An 18,288-nucleotide genomic window follows, 5' to 3' on the forward strand; every position below is an offset into this window, starting at 1 on the left:
GATTATCGGGACTAAGACTCAGGATCAGGTTCAGCCTGCGCGCTTGCCGATAAGCCCATCTCGGCACCCACCGCCGCAACCCGGGCACGCCGAACCGCGTCCCCGATCTGCGGACCTGCCGCACCATAGGCTTGGGCTGCACTAGCCACCTCATCTGTGGCCACCGTTTGCGCGGCAGCCAGTGCACGCAAGAGCCGCTCCGCCTGCGGATACGGCTGCTCCTGCATGCCCTGGCGCCCCCGAGCATCGCACTCGCAGGCCAGGAGGATGTCTTGCAGTCGCGCTGGCTTGCGAAAAGCGTCGCAGCGCTCCAGCAGCCGCACCAGCGCAGCCGCGCCCAGATCTCCACTGCGGTGGATGTTGCCGTGCTCTCTCGCCACCACGTCGGCCAGCGTGTGGCAATCGGTGGGCACACGCAGACGTTGGGAAAGTCCTCGCAATAGCTTCGCGCTGCGCTGCTCATGGCCAATGTGGCGGGGCAGGAGTTCCGGCGCAGTAGTACCCTTACCGAGATCGTGTGTGAGGCAGGCGTAACGCACCTCCAGAGGCGCCTTCAGCCGGGCCGCCATCTGGAGCACCATCATCAAGTGCACGCCAGTATCTACCTCAGGGTGGTACTCAGCACGCTGCGGCACGCCCCACAGCCGGTCTACCTCCGGCAGGATCACTCGCAAAACGCCGCATTCACGAAGCACCTCGAACATGCGCGCAGGGTGACTCTCCATGAGTCCGCGCGAGATCTCCTGCCACACACGTTCGGCCACCAGGTGATCAGCTTCGCCGTCTTGCACCATGTGGCGCATCAGTGCCATGGTCTCAGGCGCCACCGTGAAATCATGAAACCGCGCAGAAAAACGCGCCACACGCAGAATGCGCACCGGATCTTCCCGGAACGCATCCGTCACGTGGCGCAGCACCTTGGACTTCAGATCCTGCTGACCTCCGAACGGATCGATCAGCTCGCTCCCATCTTGCCCGACCAGGTCTGAATGCGCCGCGATGGCGTTGATCGTCAGATCGCGCCGGGCCAGATCTTGTTCGAGGGTCACGTCCGCGTCAGCGAACACTGTGAATCCTTTGTAGCCGCGCCCACTCTTGCGCTCGGTGCGCGCCAAGGCGTATTCCTCGTGCGTGCCAGGGTGCAGAAAGACAGGAAAGTCCTTGCCCACCGGTACGAAGCCCTGAGCAGTCATTTGTTCCGGAGTAGCCCCCACCACCACCCAATCGTGGTCCTGGACAGGCAACCCCAGCAAGCGGTCGCGCACTGCGCCGCCAACCATGTAGATTTGCATAGGTGAATTATGTGGCTCTGAGAAGTCGAATTCCAGACGCGGACGAACCTGTTATCTTTGGCTCATGTTTGGAACACTCACAGAAAGCCCGCGCCAGACTCCTGTTCTGGATGAAGTCGACGTACTGGTTCTGGGCGGTGGCCCGGCCGGGTTGGCGGCTGCGGCATCGGCCGCTCAATCAGGCGCACGAACCTTGCTTGTGGAGCGCTATGGATTTCTCGGCGGCATGGGCACCGCAGCCGGCGTCACCAATTTCTGCGGCCTGCATGCCAATGTACATGGCACCTTGAGGCAAGTGGTGCACGGCGTGGCAGGCGATTTGCTCTCACGCATCGACGCACTGGGGGGTCTCAACACACCCCACCTGCTGTTTGGTGGCCGCATCGCCGCGCAAGCCTACGATACGGCCGCCTTCAAAATCGCGGCCGACGAACTACTTGCCGCCAGCGGTGCCCGCGTCCTGCTGCATGCCTGGATCGCCGGTGTATCCATGCGCGATGAAGCGAACCTCGAAGCCGTCTTCGTGGAGACCAAATCGGGGCGTTTTGCGATTCGCGCACGCTGCTTCATCGACTGCACGGGAGACGGCGACGTGGCCGCATGGGCTGGCGCGCCCTATGAAAAAGGCGCCGACGGGCACGAGATGATGTACCCCTCAACCATGATGCGCATAGGCGGCGTCAACCCCGAACACGCCGGAGAAGCGTGGGCCAGCGTGGCCGCTCTGATGGAGCAGGCTAGCGCGCGCGGCGAGCGTTTCGCCCGCAAGGGCCCGATCCTGCGGCCGCAGAAAAACTCCACGGAATGGCGCGCCAACGTGTCCCAGCTGGCGCGCCCGGATGGCGGGCCGGTGGATGGCACCGACGCGCTTCAGTTGTCCGCAGCGGAAGCCGAGGGTCGCCGGCAAGCAGCCCACTTCATGCGCTTTCTGCGGCGCGATGTTCCAGGCTTCGAGCAAGCCTACCTCGTAGACCTTCCGCCTCAGATCGGCGTGAGGGAAACGCGGCGCGTGCTCGGTGACTACCAACTCAGTGAGCAAGACGTGCTTTCCTGCGCCAGCTTTGACGACTCCATTGGCGTCAACGGCTGGATGGTGGAAGAGCACGTGGCCGGCAACGTTAGCTTCCGCTGGCCTCACGGCACCGAGACTGCCGAGGGTCGGGCTGCCAGCCGGGGCTACAACCAACTTCCTTGGCGCATGCTGCTGCCGCGCGGGCTGGACAACCTACTCACCGCGGGGCGCTGTGCTTCCATGACGCACGGAGGCCAATCGGCCGCGCGCGTCTCCGGGAGCTGCTTCGTAATGGGTCAGGCTGCCGGAACAGGCGCAGCGTTGGCGCTCGCGCAAAATAGCGTGCCACGCCGCATTGAATTTGCAGCGCTGCAAAGCCAATTGCAGTCCAACGGCGCCTTCCTCGGACTGGAAGGCGAAAATACCCCCAACGCAATTTGACGAGAGACCGGAACATGCAACGCAGGCAACTCATGACCCTCACCGCCGCAGCCCTCGCGGCGGCTCACCTTCCCGTTCGTGCGCAAACTTCCTCCTGGCCCAGCAAGCCGGTCCGGATCATGGTCGGCTTTCCGGGAGGCTCCACTCCGGACATGTCGGCGCGCGCCATCGCGGAGCCCCTCGCCCAGGCCCTGGGCCAGCCCGTGATTGTGGACAACAAACCCGGTGCGAGCGGGAACATCGCCGCAGATGCGGTCGCCAAAGCCACCGACGACCATACCCTGGGCGTGGTGATCAATGGCAACCTCACGTCTTCCAAGACCCTCTACCCCAAGCTGTCCTACGACCCGGCCCGCGACTTCAGCTACCTCAGCCTGCTGACGACCGCACCGCTGATCCTGGTGGCTCCAGCCAACTTACCCGCCGGCGCCGCTTTCTTCGACGAGGCTCGGCGGCAGGGCGACAAATGGAACTACGGTTCGGTTGGTGCAGGCTCCGTCGGGCATTTGGGCATGGAACTCCTTAAGGCGCGCGTGCCTGGCCTCAAAGCCATCCATGTCCCGTACAACGGCAACCCTGCCGTGGTCACCGCGCTGATCAGCGGCCAAGTCCAGATGGCGCTGATTCCGCCGGGCGTGGCCATGCCTCAGATCAAGGCAGGCAAGCTGCAGGCTATCGGACTCACCACCAGCGGGCGTAGCGCACTGGTGCCTGAGCTGCCTTCCCTGGCGCAAGAGGGCGTGAAAGACTTCAACCTGGAAGTCTGGACCGCCCTGATTGGCCCGGCCAGCCTGAGTGCAACTGCCCGGCAGCGAATTGCCTCCGCCCTTGGTACCATCATGAAGACCCCAGAAGTTCGCCAACGCATGTTCCAGCAAGGCTGGCAGGCCGTGGGAACTTCATCGGAAGGTCTTGCGCAACGCGTGCGCCAGGAAACCACCCTATTGAACGGCATCATCAAGTCGCGCGGTATCAAGCTTGAGTGAATGGCGGCTGCCTGTGAGGGGGCTCTTAGGCGGTTCTTGCAATCCGATAGGGCTCTTCAAAATCCAGAAAGTCCTTCTCGGCCAAGGCTCCGTCGATCCACGCCTTGACGCCCGGCAGTTCGCAAAGGCGCTCGATGTACGCTTCCACCATGGTGGGAATGGGCAGCGAATAGGTGCGGATGCGCGTGACCACCGGAGCGAAGTAGGCGTCGGCAATGCTGAAATCGCCAAAAAGGAAGGGCTTGCCATAAACCGACAGCAGCTCGCTCCACATGCTCGTCAGGCGGAGCAAATCGGCTCGAACTGCTGGCTTATCGCGCAAGGCCAGCGTGCCAATATGCGGCAGACTCGCCTCGATGTTCAAGGGGAACGCACTGCGCAGCGCAGAAAAGCCCGAATGCATTTCAGCGCAAACACTGCGGGCTCGGGCGCGCGCTCTCTGGTCTTCCGGCCACAGTTTTTTGTCAGGAAACTTCTCGGCCACATACTCTGCAATGGCCAATGTGTCCCATACGGCAAAGCCTTCATCAAGCAGCAGTGGCACCTGGCCTGTCGGGCTCAGCTCAGCCAGCGTCCGCTTGAACTGCGAGTCTGGCCCGAAGGAGTCGAAGCGCACCATGACTTCCTCGAAGGGAATGCCGGCCTGCTTGAGCAGCACCCACGGGCGCATCGACCAGGACGAGTAGTTCTTGTTGCCGATGTAAAGCTTGAGCATGGCCGTCTCCTTTTTGCAAGCCAGTTTTCCAGATCCGCCAGGATCATCGTCCCGCGCGGCGGCGCATTTCGTTGAGTCGTCCTGCGACACCGGTATGGCCCAGGTACAGGGGAGCCACACCCGCCAACGGGGCAGTCGTGACGCCCAGGGCATCCAGGCCCGGCAAATGTCCGCTGGCCACGTTGGCCACCTTGAGCGAGTCGAGGTTGTCGCGGCTCATCAGCGGCTGCGATGACACCAGTTCCATCATGAGCGCCTGCAGCCTGCCTACTCCCATGGGCAATTCAATCACCGGCCGACCAGTCCCGCCCCGCACACCTGCCCAGCAACCAGCCAGCCGCACAAGTTCGCCAAGAGAGTAAACCTCGGGACCGCAGGCTTCGTAGGTTTCACCGATGGCGGTATCGTTGTCCAGGGCACGGACGATGGCGCGCGCCACGTCACGCACCCATACAGGCTGTAGCCGCGCACTAGCGCCCGCCAAGGGCACCACGGGAAAGATTTTCTGCAAGCGAGCGAACAGGTTCATGAAGTTGTCTTCACGGCCAAAAATGACGCTCGGGCGAAATAGCGTGAGATCGATTGCACCAGCCGCTGCCGCCTCGCGAAGCACGGCCTCGCCAGCCGCCTTGCTCCGCTGGTACATGGAAGGACCGCTGGCGTCAGCCCCCAAGGCGCTGACATGCACCAGTCGCCTAACACCCGCCTGCCCGCATGCCGCTGCCAGTTGGCGAGGCCATTCGATATGCACACGCTCAAAGGATTTCTGGTTGCCGTGCAATATGGCAATCAAGTTGATCACCGCATGGTGACCAGGCAGCAGACTCGCCAGCACACCGGGTTCGAATACGCTGGCTTCCGTCAATTGCAGGCTCGGCACACTGAGCAAATGCTTGCCGGTGGCGTACTGCCGTGTGGGCACCGTGATGTGCCAGCCTTGCCTTTGCAGGTGCTCACAGACATAGCTGCCCACAAACCCGCTACCACCAAGAACAAGCGCACGTCGCGTCATGAGTGAGACTCCTTCACACGAGCACATGAAACAGGGCAGGAGAGCGGCATCGACAACCTCAAGACGTAGATGTTCTCCATGAGGACATTCTGCCCCATTGCCCCGATAAAACAACCCGGTCAGGCCGAGGTCTGGGGGTATGGCTTGACCCGGATGAGTTCTTCGGCTTGCTCGCAGAGAACACGAATGCGCCTTGCACGAATCAGTCTCAGCGCGCAGTGAGTTCCCGGCTCATGTCTTCGGCTCCCGGCGGCAGCGGGCCCACCGTGCCCAACCTGACCTTGATTGACTGAGGCTGGCCGGTGAGGATGGTTGCGTAATCGACGGTGTTCGACAAAACCTTTTTCACATAATCACGCGTTTCGGAAAACGGAATGTTTTCCGCCCAGATAGCCCCGTCCAGCGTCGGCCCCGCGCCACCCGGCGCACGCCACACCCTCGGCCGGCCTGGGCCGGCGTTATAGGCGGCAGCAGCCAACGGCAGGGAATTCTGGAAGTCGTCCAGCGCCAGTTTGAGATAACTCGTGCCGAGCAGAATATTGGTGTCTCGCTCGTAGATCTGTGAAGGCTTGAAATCGGTCAAACCGATCTTGCGGGCAGTCCAGCGGGCGGTGGCCGGCATCACCTGCATCAATCCCGAGGCGCCCACACCGGAACGCGCGGCAACAATGAATCGGCTTTCCTGGCGGATCAACCCATAGACGTAAGCCGGATCAAGCCCGATGGCGCGAGACTGTCCCACCACCTCATTGCGAAAGGGCATGGGAAAACGCTGCCCGTAGTCCATGAAGCTGCGGGTGCGCTCGCTTGTGTTGATACACCGGTCCCACACTTGGCGCTGGCAGGCCAGATCGGCAGCCGCATACAGTTCACGGTCGCCCATGCCACCCGGTGTGTGCAAATTGGTGGTGTAGTTCCACTCGCGCACGCCTTCGCTGCGCAATCCGATGGAGATCGCGAGCAATGCGCGATTCAAGCCGGGATGACTCTGAGCCGCCGCCTTCTCTGCATCGCTGAGAGGAGGCGGCAAAGCTGGTGCCGTTATAGGGCGCCCCAGCTCTTCTTGTGCCAGTTTTTCATAGAAGCCATGCACGCCAGCCACGCTTTCCAACAGTTGGCGCGGCTGCACGCGGTCAGCATCGCTGCGGGCTAGCGCCGTCAATGCCCTCGCGCGCCAATACACCCATGCAGGATCTTTCTGCGAAGAGTCGCTCATGGCCTCGATCGCGGAACGCACAGTTCGCCACTGCCCTTGGCGCATGGCCGCGCGAGCCTTCCAGGCCAGCATGTCGTCGTTCAAATCCCCGTCGCGCGTGACCTTGGCAAAGTGCTGCACGGCGCTGTCTTGCAGTTTGAGCGCAGCCTGGCGACCGATCACTCCCCAGACCCAGTTACGCTCTTCATGCGTAAGTTGCACGCTCCACTTCGCCTCCATTTGAGCCGCGGCTTGTTCGGGGTCTTGGGCGGCAAGCTTGATAAGCGCCAGCACGATCAGCTCCTGGCCCTTGCGAGTACCTACTGCGGCGCGGCTTGCCAGGTACCGCACGGCGCTGTTCTGGATCTGCGCGACCGTCGCTGCAGCGTCACGGGCATCGAGCTCCACGGCGGCGCGCGCCATACTGGCACGGTTGGCCTCGATGGCCAGGCGAGCCTTCAACCAGAGGTCGGTATACGGGAGCTTGCCAGCCTGATGGAGCAGATCCACCGCCAGCAGGCATCCGTCGTCAAGTTCTCGCTGGTCGAGCCAGTCGCGCCGGACCTGTGCAATGGCCTCGGCGCCGACTGCCTTGCCCTGCGCCACATCCATGGCCACGGCATAGCAGCGCGCCTCGCGATCATCGCGCATGCGAAAACGCGGCCACTCCGCGGCAAAGCCTGCCCAATCACGCCGCTTGCCCGCCACCAGCAGCCAGTCGTTGCGCAGCCGATCCTCCTGATAGGTGCCCTTGTAGCGGACCAGAAAATCCTGCACCTCCGGCAAGGCCGCTTCTTCGAGACGCGCCTTCAACTCCCAGTAGGCCGCCCACGGCTCCAGTGCGTGGCCGCGCGCCAGGGGCAGCAGGGAAGCCAGGCGCGCTTTGTCGTTGCGTCGGAATGCCTCTCGCATGTCGAGGATGACGCTGTCGCTGGCAGGCAGGGCTGCCGGAGAACCAGATACAGCCGGCTCCGCCTGCGCCACAGCAGACCTTGGGCTCAGAATTGCGCAAGCCACCGCCACTAGCAAGCAGGAAAACGGTGTCAGAATCTTCGGAAAGTACATCAAGGTCATTATGGACAAGTCCCACAGCAAAAAGGATCTACGAGCGCGTCTGATAGAGCAGCGCCTGCATCTCGAAGACCGGATGGCACGAGCCGACATGCTGCAACGCGTGTTGCGCATCTGGCTCGTCGACCGTCCGGAGACCGTCATCGGTGCTTACTGGCCGATCAAGGGCGAGTTTGATCCCCTGCCCGCGCTGCATCGCTGGAAAGAAGACGGGGAACTGCTGGACGAACCGCAACGTCGCCGCATTGGACTGCCCGTGATCGACAAGGTTCACAAGACACTGAGCTTTCACATCTGGTACCCGGGTTGCCCTATGGAAGAAGACGCCTACGGCATTCCGAAACCGAAGGATACCGAATTGATCGTACCTACGCTGCTGTTCGTACCTTGCGTGGGCTACGGCCCTGGAGGTTACCGCCTAGGCTACGGGGGTGGCTTTTACGACCGCACGCTGGCAGCCCTGGAGCCACGCCCCTACACCGTGGGGCTGGGCTACACCAACGGATTCATAGATGACTTTGAGCCAGAGCCCCATGATCAACCGCTTGATGCCATCTTGAACGACAACGGCGTGGTCTGGCCAGTGTAGATACCCAGCGGGAGCCCAATGGGACTTCAATTTTCCAGAAGGTCAAGCCAAAACTCGAAAAAGTGCACGAGCCGGTGAAATTTGAGGTTTTTTTGAGTTAGGCTAGATGCCCGAACGCCGTCCCGTTCGGGTTCAGATTACGCAAACAGGCTCAACGGGCTCATGGTGTCTCTCGTTTCACAGAACAATGGCGACACCGCATGCCGCCAGTCAACGAGGAAGACACCATGCCGCAAGAACTTTCACCCAAGGAAACAGCACTGCGCGATGCCGCGCGCGAGTATCACCGTGCGCCCACACGCGGCAAGATCGCCGTCTCCCCCACCAAGCCGCTATCCAACCAGATTGATCTCTCGCTGGCTTACTCACCTGGCGTAGCCTACCCCTGCCTGGACATTCAGGCCGACCCGTCCAAGGCGGCAGAGTACACCGCACGTGGCAACCTGGTCGGCGTAGTCACCAACGGCACCGCGGTGCTGGGCCTGGGAGACATTGGGCCGCTGGCAGGCAAGCCCGTCATGGAGGGTAAGGGATGCCTGTTCAAGAAGTTTGCCGGCATCGACGTGTTCGATATTGAACTGGCCGAACGCGACCCGGACAAGCTGGTTGACATCATCGCGTCGCTGGAGCCCACTCTGGGCGGCATCAACCTGGAAGATATTAAGGCCCCTGAGTGCTTCTATATAGAAACCAAGCTGCGTGAACGACTGAACATTCCGGTTTTCCACGATGACCAGCACGGCACGGCCATCATCTCTTCGGCGGCGCTGCTGAATGGTCTGGAGCTGGTTGGCAAGGACATTTCAGAAGTTAAGGTCGCCGTTTCTGGCGCAGGCGCGGCCGCCCTGGCTTGTCTCGACCTGATGGTGGCCTTGGGAGTCAAAACCTCAAACGTCTTCGCCTGCGACTCCAAGGGGGTGATCTACGAAGGACGTCCCGGGGGTTACGATGAGTCCAAGGCCAAGTACGCCCAAAAATCCGAACTCCGGACCCTGGCTGATGCCGTCAAGGGGGCTGATGTATTCCTGGGCTGCTCCGCACCGGGTGTACTCACCGAGGACATGGTCAAGAGCATGGCCGACAAACCGGTGATTCTGGCGCTGGCCAACCCTGAGCCTGAGATCCGCCCCGAACTGGCTAAGGCCGCACGGCCAGACTGCATCATTGCCACGGGCCGTTCTGACTATCCGAACCAGGTCAACAACGTTCTGTGCTTCCCCTACATATTCCGCGGTGCGCTCGATTGCGGCGCAACCAAGATCACAGAGGAGATGAAGCTGGCCTGCGTGCGCGAAATTGCCGCATTGGCCAAAGCCGAGACCAGCGCCGAGGTGGCCGCCGCGTACGCCGGCAAGGACCTGCAGTTCGGGCCCGACTACATCATCCCCACGCCGTTCGACCCACGTTTGATCATTCGTATCGCGCCCGCAGTGGCCGAAGCAGCGGTGGCTTCCGGAGTGGCCACCCGCCCGATCGAGGACATGGACGCCTACCGCACCAGCCTGAGCCGGTTTGTCTACCAGACCGGCATGGTGATGCGACCCGTATATGCCGCCGCCAAGGCGGTACCGATGGCGCAAAAACGTGTAGCCTATGCCGAAGGCGAAGACGAGCGCGTATTGCGCGCAGCGCAGATCGCCGTAGACGACAAGCTGGCCATGCCGATTCTGATCGGCCGTCCGGCAGTCATTGAGCAGCGCATCAAGAAGGCAGGCCTGCGCATTCGCCTCGGTCAAGACGTGCAAAACGTCGACCCCGAGGACGATCCGCGCTTCCGCCAGTACTGGGAAACGTACCACGGCCTGATGGCGCGCAATGGTGTGAGCGTGGAAGCAGCCAAGGCTGCCGTACGCCGTTCCACCACGATCATCGCAGCGTTGATGGTGCACTTGGGCGATGCCGACGCCATGCTGTGCGGCATGCTGGGGCGCTTTGACCAGCACCTGGAGCATATTGAATCCATCATCGGCGTGGAACCCGGCGCGCCATGCCTCGCCACCTTGAACGCCATTCTGCTGGAAGACCGCACGCTCTTCATGACGGATACCTACGTCAACGAAGACCCCAGTGCAGAGTTGCTGGCCTCCATTGCAAAAATGGCTGCCCACGAGGTGAAAAATTTCGGCCTGCCGCCCAAGGTGGCTTTTCTTTCGCACTCGAACTTCGGCTCGTCCAAGCGTGCCTCAGCGCTCAAGATGCGGCGCGCACGCGACCTTTTCCGCGAGATGGCACCAGACATCGAGTGTGACGGGGAAATGCATGGCGACATGGCGCTATCGTCTGTCTTGCGTGACCGCGCCATCTCTGACAGCACCCTCACTGGCGAGGCCAACCTTCTGGTATGCCCCAGCCTGGACGCAGCCAATATCCTGTTCAACGTGCTCAAGATCACGGTGGGCCACGGCGTGACGATCGGGCCCATGCTCCTGGGCGCAGCGGCCCCAGCGCATGTTCTGACGCCTTCGGCCACGGTGCGCAGACTGGTCAACATGACAGCCGTGGTAGTGGCCGAGGCTGCTGTGAGGCGCCGCGCCTGACACCCCCGCGAAGATCGAAGCCGGATGCAGTCTGCCTCACTCTGAGAAACAAAAGCGGCGCCAATTAAGGCGCCGCTCTCAGCCTAGATCCGGCAGTTGAACGCGCCCGAACAGGTCGTCATCGGGTGCGCTGGCAAGGCGTGAGGACGCGGCAGGCTCGTGCCTGCAAGAACGAGCAACGCCGCCAGCGTGCCCGAGGGCGGCCTGATCGGGTGCGTAGCGCTCTCACCAAATGGGTGAGCGTTATCGGAGCATAGAAATCGAGTGTTCATGCGGCTTTCCTGAAGATTGCAAGCGGTCAACTGCCGGATCTAGGCTCAGTCTCCCCGTCCCAAACAGATTCCGATCAAATGCCGATCGTGCCGCCGTCTATGCGCGTCACCACCACAGTGGCTGAACGTGGGCGTTTGTGGCCTGAGTGTGCGGTGTCGCTGGCAGGCGCCTGATTGCCCGGCCAATAACTCGTAAAGGTTTTGGCTGCGAAGTCTGCCGGCCCTTCACCCGGGTGCTGGACGTTGAAAAACAGCGTCTTGCCGTCCGGAGTCACGTCGACGCCGGTGATTTCGCAGTCGAATGGACCCACCAGGAACCGGCGCACGTTGGCCTCCGTGGGCTTGGCGCCCATGAACGTGGCCTGACCCTCCTTCGTAGTCACCGGGCCACCATCGCCCACCTTGCCAGGAATGGCTGCGAGCATCATGCAGTTGGTGACGTCGGTGTATGAGCCGTCATCGGTCTGAATCCACAGCAGGCCGCCAGCGTTGCCATTGCGCTGGTCAAAATACAACCCGTCAGGACTTGAGAAATCGTTCCCTGCCGTGAGACCGGAGAGATTCTCGCTCTGCTTGCCGTCCTCGCGAGCACCGAAGAGGAACACGTCCCAGTTGAACTTGGTGGCGCCCTGGCTACCGTCTTCGCGCCAGCGAATGATGTGGCCGTTGGTGTTGCCAACGCGCGGGTTTGCGGCGTTGAGTGTGGCGGCCGTACGCTGCGAGTTGTTGGTCATGGTCATGTAAACCTCGTTGTTCAACGGGTTTACGCCACCCCACTCCGGGCGATCCATTTTGGTCGCGCCGCGGGAGTCTGCTGCCAGGCGGCAGAACATGACCACGTCACCCTGATCTGCAAAGGGGTACAGCGCGTTCGATGAGTCCAGACCGTTCTTGCCGTGGGTCAATTCGAGCCACTCGCCCGTGCCGTCGTTATTGAACTTGGCCACATACAAGGTACCCTTGTCGAGGTACTTAGCGCCTGCGGCCGTGCCACCGTTGACGTCTTTCGGATCCCACTTCGCGTCGGACACGAACTTGAAGACATACTCGCCACGCGCGTCGTCGCCGGAGTAAATGACGATAGGCTCGCCGGCCTTGGCCGGAGCGGGCCACGCGCCTTCGTGGTTGAAGCGGCCCAGGCTGGAACGCTTGACCGGCTTGCTTGCGGGCTGAAATGGATCAATCTCGACCACCCAACCGAAACTGTTGAAGACGTTGCGGTAATCTTCTGCGGCAGAGGCACCACTGACTTTACTGTTCCAGCGCTGATAAGTTTCACCCTCGACCGTATCCCAGCCGTAGGGGTTGGCTCGGCCCTGCGGCAACCCATAGCGCTTGAATGCAGCAATTTCCGCGGCGGAGCGCGCGGCGTCGTCACCCGCTGCACGCCCCATCACGTTCAGGTAATTTTCTTCGCACGTCAGGTAGGTACCCCAAGGCGTGTACCCGGAAGCACAGTTGTTATTCATGCCAAAGGCTTCCCGACCATTGGGTGACAACTTTGTCACCAACCCGGGACTGCCAGCGGCAGGGCCACCCATGTCCATGGGCGTGGCCGAATGCACGCGGCGGTTGTAACGCGAGCCACGCACCATTTCCATATCGTTGCTGCCTGCCTTGCGACGGACTTCCACCACGCTCACGCCGTGAGCGTAGATTTCCTTCTGAATTTCCTCGGCGGGGCGCTTGCCATCCACCTTGGTGGAACCGGCAGGGTGCAGGCCATAGGGGGCCACCACATATTCGTGGTTAACGCACAGCAGTCCGCGATCAGAGCGGTTGACGTCAAACTTTCCGTCGTCGGACATGCCGAAGTAGTACATGCCGTCATGGCCGTCGCCGATACGGCGCTCGTAGGACTCCGCAGTCTCCGAACCGTCGTCCTTCCACGAGGCATCGCCGAAGTGCATGGGGTCGCCCAGCGCATGCAGTATGCTGATCTGATACTCATCGGGCACGGAGACTCGGTCGGCATTGGTCTTGGCCACCGCAGCGAAATTGAATTTAGCCGGTGCAGGGGCGGGGGCGGGTGCCGGGGCGGGTGCCTCATCATCGCTGCCGCCGCATGCGCTCAAGCCCGTGCCGCCAAGCAAGGCGGCTGTGGCAGCACCAACCCCACCTCGCAGCGCTCCACGCCGGCTCAGACGAGCAGCCAGAACAGTACTGATATGCGGGTTGTTCGACAAGTTGACGATCTCGTTATCGTCGTATTCGGAAACGTTCGTGTGGTTCATGCTCGTGGGGTGTTCTGATTTAACAAACAGTACGGATACTGATGGCTTTCTGTTTCAATAGCGTGACGAATTGAATTCAGCCAGACTCCTCCGGACGCGGAAGTGAGAACGGGCGCGGCTTACCCCGATTTCGGGCACGAAAAGCAGCCTCGGAGAAAACTTGCTTTTCAGTCGACCTTCAACGGATTGACAGGCCGTGCGGCTATGCTGATCGATACTTTTCCGGTTTCGCCTTCACTTTCACTTTCAAACCTGCGCCCATGAGCATTCGCAACCTAGATTCCCTGTTTGAGCCACGCTCGGTCGCCGTCATCGGTGCGTCCGAGCGGGCCTTTTCAGTCGGCGGCACCTTGTGGCGCAACATGTGCACCGGAAGCTATGCAGGGCGGGTGTTTCCGGTCAACCCCAAGTACAAGGAACTCTCGGGCCATCGCTGCTACGCCAGCGTGGCAGACCTTCCCGAGACTCCCGATCTCGCGGTGATCTGCACTCCTCCAGACACCGTGGTCCACCTGATCCGCCAGCTGGCGCGGCGCGGCACGCGGGCGGCAGTGGTGATCAGCGCAGGGCTCACTTCGCAACAAAAGCAGGACATGCTGGATGCGGCCCGCCCCACCTTGCTGCGCATACTGGGCCCCAACTGCGTCGGCCTGCTGGCGCCCCATGCAGGGCTGAATGCGAGCTTTGCGCACATTCCCGCTCGGCGGGGCGAACTCGCCTTCATTTCCCAATCGGGGGCGCTGGTCACCGCCATGCTCGATTGGGCAGAAGAGCGGCGCATTGGGTTTTCACATTTCGTGTCGCTGGGCGAGCACGCCGACGTGGATTTCGGCGACATGCTCGACTACCTGGCAAGCGACTCCCGCACGCGGGCCATTTTGCTGTACATCGAGTCGGTCGAGCAGGCCCGCAAGTTCATGTCGGCAGCACGCGCGGCAGCGCGCAACAAGCCAGTGATCGTGGTCAAGGCCGGCCGCAGCGAGCAGGGGCAGAAGGCTGCTGCCTCGCACACGGGTGCCCTGGCGGGTGCCGACAGCGTGTATGACGCCGCCATTGCGCGCGCCGGCATGCTCCGCGTGGACAGCCTGGAAGGGCTTTTTCTGGCGGCGGAGATCCTCACGCGGTTCCGCGGGCCGATCAGCGACACCATGACCATCCTCACCAACGGCGGTGGCGCCGGTGTCATGGCCGCCGATGCCGCGGCCGCCTACAACGTGCCGCTGGCCGAATTGGGAAAGCCTCTCCTGCGCGAGCTGGACAAAGTGCTTCCTGCCAACTGGTCTCATGGCAATCCGGTGGACATCATCGGCGACGCGCCCGCCCAGCGCTACGTGGACGCCTTGAACGCCCTGGCGCGCCATCCGCAGGACACAGGCACCATACTCTTCATCCACGCACCAACGGCCATCGTACCGTCCACCGACATTGCGCGCGCCATGGTGCCCGCCATTCAGCCAGCCGGAAAGCGCATGTTGCCCCTGATCAGCGCCTGGGTGGGCGGCCCAGCGGTGGCAGAGGCGCGTGAATTATTCATGCGTGCCGGCATTGCCTGCTACGACATGCCCGAACAGGCCGTGCAGGCCATTGGCATGCTGCAGCACTACGCACGCAACCAGGCCGAATTGACCGAGGCGCCGCCAGCCGGCCCACTGCACAACGGCGGCGCGCCTGACACGCAGCGAGTGCGCACCATCGTGCAACAGGTGCTGTCCAGCGGACGGGACATGCTGACCGAGCCCGAAGCCAAGATGGTCTGCGAAGCCTATCGAATCCCGGTGGTGGCCACCCGCACAGTTCCCGCCGAGGCGGATGCCGCCGCTGCGGAAGCTGCTCGCATCGGCTTCCCGGTCGTGATCAAGATCCTTTCCGAGGACATCTCGCACAAGTCAGACGTGGGCGGCGTCGTGCTGAACCTGCAAGACGCCGAAGACGTCCGGGCTGCTGCACAAGCCATGCTGGCGCGCATCGGCAGAAGCCACCCGAAGGCGCGGCTTGAAGGCTTCACGGTTCAGCAGATGGTCAAGAAAGCCCAGGCGCAGGAGCTGATCATTGGCGCCAGCGTGGACCCGACCTTCGGCCCCGTCATCCTGTTCGGTCAGGGCGGGACCGCCGTGGAAGTCATGAAAGACAGTGCCATGGCGCTGCCACCGCTCAATGCCCCCCTCGCTCGCGCGCTGATTTCGCGCACACGGGTGGCCCGGCTGCTCGCAGGCTACCGTGACGTGCCACCGGCCGACATGGAATCGATTGTCGACACACTGCAAGCTGTCTCGCAGTTGCTGGCCGACGTACCTGAGATCTCCGAGCTGGACATCAACCCGTTGATCGTCAACCATGAAGGCGCTATTGCCCTGGACGCTCGGGTTCGGGTCAGCTCCAAGGCGCCTGCCGGAGCGGCAAATTTTGCCATCCAGCCCTACCCTGCCGAGTTGATTGAAACCCTGCCGTGGCACGACCAAACTCTGACCCTGCGCCCTGTACGCCCTGAAGATGAAGCGCAGCATCGAGCCTTCCTGGAAAGCCTGGACCCGGAAGACATTCGCATGCGTGTGTTCTACAGCCGACGCACCATGGAGCGCAGCGAACTGGCAAGATTGGTGCAAATCGACTACGCGCGGGAAATGGCTTTTGTCGCGACGGTGCAAGATACCGACGGTTCGGAAAAACCCTGGGCGTTGCCCGTGCGGTGGCAGACCCGGACAACATTGGTGCCGAGTTCGGAATCATTCTCCGCCCTGACCTCAAGGGAGGGGGATTGGGCCGCATTCTGATGGACAAGCTGATCCGCTATCTGAAGGCCGCCGGCACGCAACAACTCACGGCCATCGTGCTGACAGAAAACGGTCGCATGCGCAAACTCGGTCAAGCACTAGGATTCCTTGAAGAAACGATGCCTGGAGAAAACGACGCCATGACGCTGACGCTGGATTTGAGAGATTCGCCGTAACGGCTGGGAACAAGGTGACGCAATCGCGATCAGCATCATGCGCTAGTATTTTCAGATGATTTCATTTGCTCGCACAGCGCTCGCCGCTTTATTGGTGGGTGCCATTTCTCTGGCCCCGTCCATGACGACCAGCGCCCAGGCGCAAGATGCGCCACCTTCGCTGGACTCAGCCGAGTTCAACGCCTGCCTGAACAACCTGCGCATCACGCCAGCCTTTAAAGCCATCTCGCCCGCCGCGTTTGCCCGATTCACGGGAGACTTGACGCCAGACCCCTCCGTGCTGGTGCTACTCAATCGCCAGCCCGAGTTCACCATGCCCGTGTGGGACTATCTGGCCGTGCTCGTCGACGATGAGCGTGTGGGTGACGGCAGGGCTGCACATGACAAATGGCGAGATGTGCTTGCTCAAATTGAGCAGCAGACGGGCGTAGCGCCCAACGTGGTCATTGGCGTGTGGGGAGTAGAGAGCAACTTCGGGCAGAACCTGGGCGGACGACCGCTGGTGCAATCTCTGGCCACTTTGAGTTGCTTCGGACGTCGTCAAACGTATTTTCGCGGCGAATTCGCCGCGGCGTTGCGTATCTTGCAGGAAGGGCATATCGTGCCGGAGAAGCTGGTGGGCTCCTGGGCCGGTGCCTTCGGGCAAACCCAATTCATGCCCAGCACCTTCTTTCGCAGCGCCGTAGACTTTGACGGAGACGGTCGCCGCGATATCGTCGACAGCGTACCCGACGCCCTCGCGTCGACCGCAAAGTTTCTGCAGAACGCCGGCTACCGGCGTGGTGAACCCTGGGGTTTTGAAGTCAGGCTGCCAGCGGGGTTCGACACCAGCGGCGCCAGCCGGAAAAACAAACAACCCATCGCCGCCTGGCGTGCCTCCGGCCTCACACTGGCAGACGGCAGCCCTTTGCCAGACAGCCTGCCGAGCGCCGGTCTGCTGATACCCGCACGTGGCGGCCCTGCCTTTCTGGTAGGCCGCAATTTCGATTCACTTTACAGCTACAACGCGAGCGAAAACTACGCGCTGGCTATTGCACACTTATCCAACCTGGTCGCGCAATCAGGCAACGGCACGGCCTTCTCAACCCCCTGGCCCACAGACGACGTGGGCCTCAGCCGCGCACAGAACCGGGAACTCCAGATTTTGCTGCTGGCACGCGGCCACGACATCGGCAGCGCAGACGGCATGATCGGCGCGAAGACGCGCGAGGCGATCAAGACCGAGCAGCAGAGGCTGGGACATAAGGTAGACGGGAGAGCCGGGCAGAAGTTGCTGGGAGAACTGAGATAGCGTCCACCTCAACTTCCGGTCGCGCAAGCCCGCCGATGCTGGGAACCGCGCTAGGGCTCGCCTATGGACTTTGGTGTATTGGCGTGCTGTGGCTGCAGCCGCGCTCTTTGCTCGCGATCCTGAGTTTCCTGGCACCCTGCATCGTTTTTGCCTGCTCCTGGGCATGGCGACAGCAGCGGCTGTTCGGCGTAGCGCTGGGGCTGGGTTTGCCGGCGGCGCTTTATGTGGCGTACCGCCGGTACGCTGAGCAGGCGGAGCTGTTCTATGTGGCTGAATACTTCACCGTCTACCTGACGCTGTGCCTGTGGTTTGCCACCTCAGTGCGCACGCAACCCCTCATTACGCGTGTGGCCCGTCGCGTGCACCCGCTCACCCCGGAGATGGAAGCCTATACGGTGAAACTCACGCGAGCATGGTCGGTGTATTTTCTGACCATGGCGCTGGCCTCGGTGGCAGCCTATGCCTGGGTCGGACTAAAGGCTTGGGCACTCTTCACCTTGATCGTCTCGCCGGTCTCACTGCTGGGTTTTTTCGTCATCGAGCATCTGTTGCGGTATTACTGGCATCCAGAGTTCGAACGCGCAACAATCGCGCAAGCGATCAGAAGCTGGCGTGAAGGGGTGGGGTGAATATGGACCCCAAATCAGGAACCAGCCGATTTTCTTGCGCGGGCCGAATTGGGCGTCGCTGTCGA

General features: G+C 61.9%; 14 protein-coding genes. 8 read left to right on the forward strand and 6 right to left on the reverse strand.

Translation table 11 applies throughout. The annotated features are described in order from the left end of the window. Positions 1-11: 11 nt before the first annotated feature. Positions 12-1,292 carry a multifunctional CCA addition/repair protein gene (locus AAAK34_RS17575; protein WP_231697120.1) on the reverse strand — a complete coding sequence of 427 codons (1,281 nt, stop codon included), beginning with the start codon at positions 1,290-1,292 and terminating at the stop codon, positions 12-14. 64 nt (positions 1,293-1,356) lie between these two features. Here AAAK34_RS17575 and AAAK34_RS17580 point away from each other — a divergent pair, with 64 nt between their 5' ends. Both AAAK34_RS17580 and AAAK34_RS17585 read left to right on the forward strand, forming a co-directional pair. Then, positions 1,357-2,745, forward strand: coding sequence for an FAD-dependent oxidoreductase (locus tag AAAK34_RS17580; RefSeq protein WP_231697119.1), 1,389 nt, complete (start codon positions 1,357-1,359; stop codon positions 2,743-2,745). A gap of 14 nt (positions 2,746-2,759) precedes the next feature. Further along, positions 2,760-3,731 (forward strand): Bug family tripartite tricarboxylate transporter substrate binding protein, encoded by a 972-nt coding sequence (locus AAAK34_RS17585; protein WP_431777517.1) that lies wholly within the window; start codon positions 2,760-2,762, stop codon positions 3,729-3,731. 25 nt (positions 3,732-3,756) lie between these two features. Here the strand turns inward: AAAK34_RS17585 and AAAK34_RS17590 are convergent, their stop codons facing one another. From AAAK34_RS17590 to AAAK34_RS17600, 3 genes are all read right to left on the reverse strand, one after another. Then, positions 3,757-4,446 carry a glutathione S-transferase family protein gene (locus AAAK34_RS17590; RefSeq protein ID WP_231697117.1) on the reverse strand — a complete coding sequence of 230 codons (690 nt, stop codon included), beginning with the start codon at positions 4,444-4,446 and terminating at the stop codon, positions 3,757-3,759. A gap of 43 nt (positions 4,447-4,489) precedes the next feature. Further along, positions 4,490-5,458, reverse strand: coding sequence for a complex I NDUFA9 subunit family protein (locus AAAK34_RS17595; protein WP_231697116.1), 969 nt, complete (start codon positions 5,456-5,458; stop codon positions 4,490-4,492). Between the two features lie 208 nt (positions 5,459-5,666). After that, a complete protein-coding gene (locus tag AAAK34_RS17600; RefSeq protein WP_431778037.1) occupies positions 5,667-7,718 on the reverse strand; it encodes a transglycosylase SLT domain-containing protein in 2,052 nt (683 codons plus the stop codon). A gap of 10 nt (positions 7,719-7,728) precedes the next feature. Here AAAK34_RS17600 and AAAK34_RS17605 point away from each other — a divergent pair, with 10 nt between their 5' ends. Both AAAK34_RS17605 and AAAK34_RS17610 read left to right on the forward strand, forming a co-directional pair. Continuing rightward, positions 7,729-8,313 carry a 5-formyltetrahydrofolate cyclo-ligase gene (locus tag AAAK34_RS17605; RefSeq protein WP_231697114.1) on the forward strand — a complete coding sequence of 195 codons (585 nt, stop codon included), beginning with the start codon at positions 7,729-7,731 and terminating at the stop codon, positions 8,311-8,313. 227 nt (positions 8,314-8,540) lie between these two features. Further along, positions 8,541-10,850 (forward strand): NADP-dependent malic enzyme, encoded by a 2,310-nt coding sequence (locus AAAK34_RS17610; protein WP_231697144.1) that lies wholly within the window; start codon positions 8,541-8,543, stop codon positions 10,848-10,850. A gap of 83 nt (positions 10,851-10,933) precedes the next feature. Here the strand turns inward: AAAK34_RS17610 and AAAK34_RS17615 are convergent, their stop codons facing one another. Together AAAK34_RS17615 and AAAK34_RS17620 are read right to left on the reverse strand one after the other, a co-directional pair. Next, a complete protein-coding gene (locus AAAK34_RS17615) occupies positions 10,934-11,122 on the reverse strand; it encodes a hypothetical protein (RefSeq protein ID WP_431777518.1) in 189 nt (62 codons plus the stop codon). 74 nt (positions 11,123-11,196) lie between these two features. Continuing rightward, a complete protein-coding gene (locus AAAK34_RS17620; protein WP_231697113.1) occupies positions 11,197-13,356 on the reverse strand; it encodes a PhoX family protein in 2,160 nt (719 codons plus the stop codon). Positions 13,357-13,616: 260 nt separating this feature from the next. Between AAAK34_RS17620 and AAAK34_RS17625 the strand changes: the two genes are divergently transcribed. The 4 genes from AAAK34_RS17625 to AAAK34_RS17640 are packed head-to-tail and all read left to right on the forward strand — an operon-like array spanning position 13,617 to position 18,223. Continuing rightward, a complete protein-coding gene (locus AAAK34_RS17625; RefSeq protein WP_431777519.1) occupies positions 13,617-16,127 on the forward strand; it encodes an acetate--CoA ligase family protein in 2,511 nt (836 codons plus the stop codon). Beyond that, positions 16,043-16,303 (forward strand): N-acetyltransferase family protein, encoded by a 261-nt coding sequence (locus AAAK34_RS17630; RefSeq protein WP_431777520.1) that lies wholly within the window; start codon positions 16,043-16,045, stop codon positions 16,301-16,303. Before AAAK34_RS17625 ends, AAAK34_RS17630 begins: the two co-directional genes overlap by 85 nt. Before the next feature lie 55 nt (positions 16,304-16,358). Then, positions 16,359-17,594: a lytic murein transglycosylase gene (locus tag AAAK34_RS17635; protein ID WP_431777521.1), complete on the forward strand. Its 1,236-nt coding sequence runs from the start codon at positions 16,359-16,361 to the stop codon at positions 17,592-17,594. A 35-nt stretch (positions 17,595-17,629) separates the two neighbouring features. Further along, a complete protein-coding gene (locus AAAK34_RS17640) occupies positions 17,630-18,223 on the forward strand; it encodes a hypothetical protein (RefSeq protein WP_231697110.1) in 594 nt (197 codons plus the stop codon). Positions 18,224-18,288 lie beyond the last annotated feature (65 nt).

Origin of the sequence: Ottowia caeni (genome assembly GCF_050821495.1) — a bacterium.
Taxonomy (GTDB): domain Bacteria; phylum Pseudomonadota; class Gammaproteobacteria; order Burkholderiales; family Burkholderiaceae_C; genus Ottowia; species Ottowia caeni.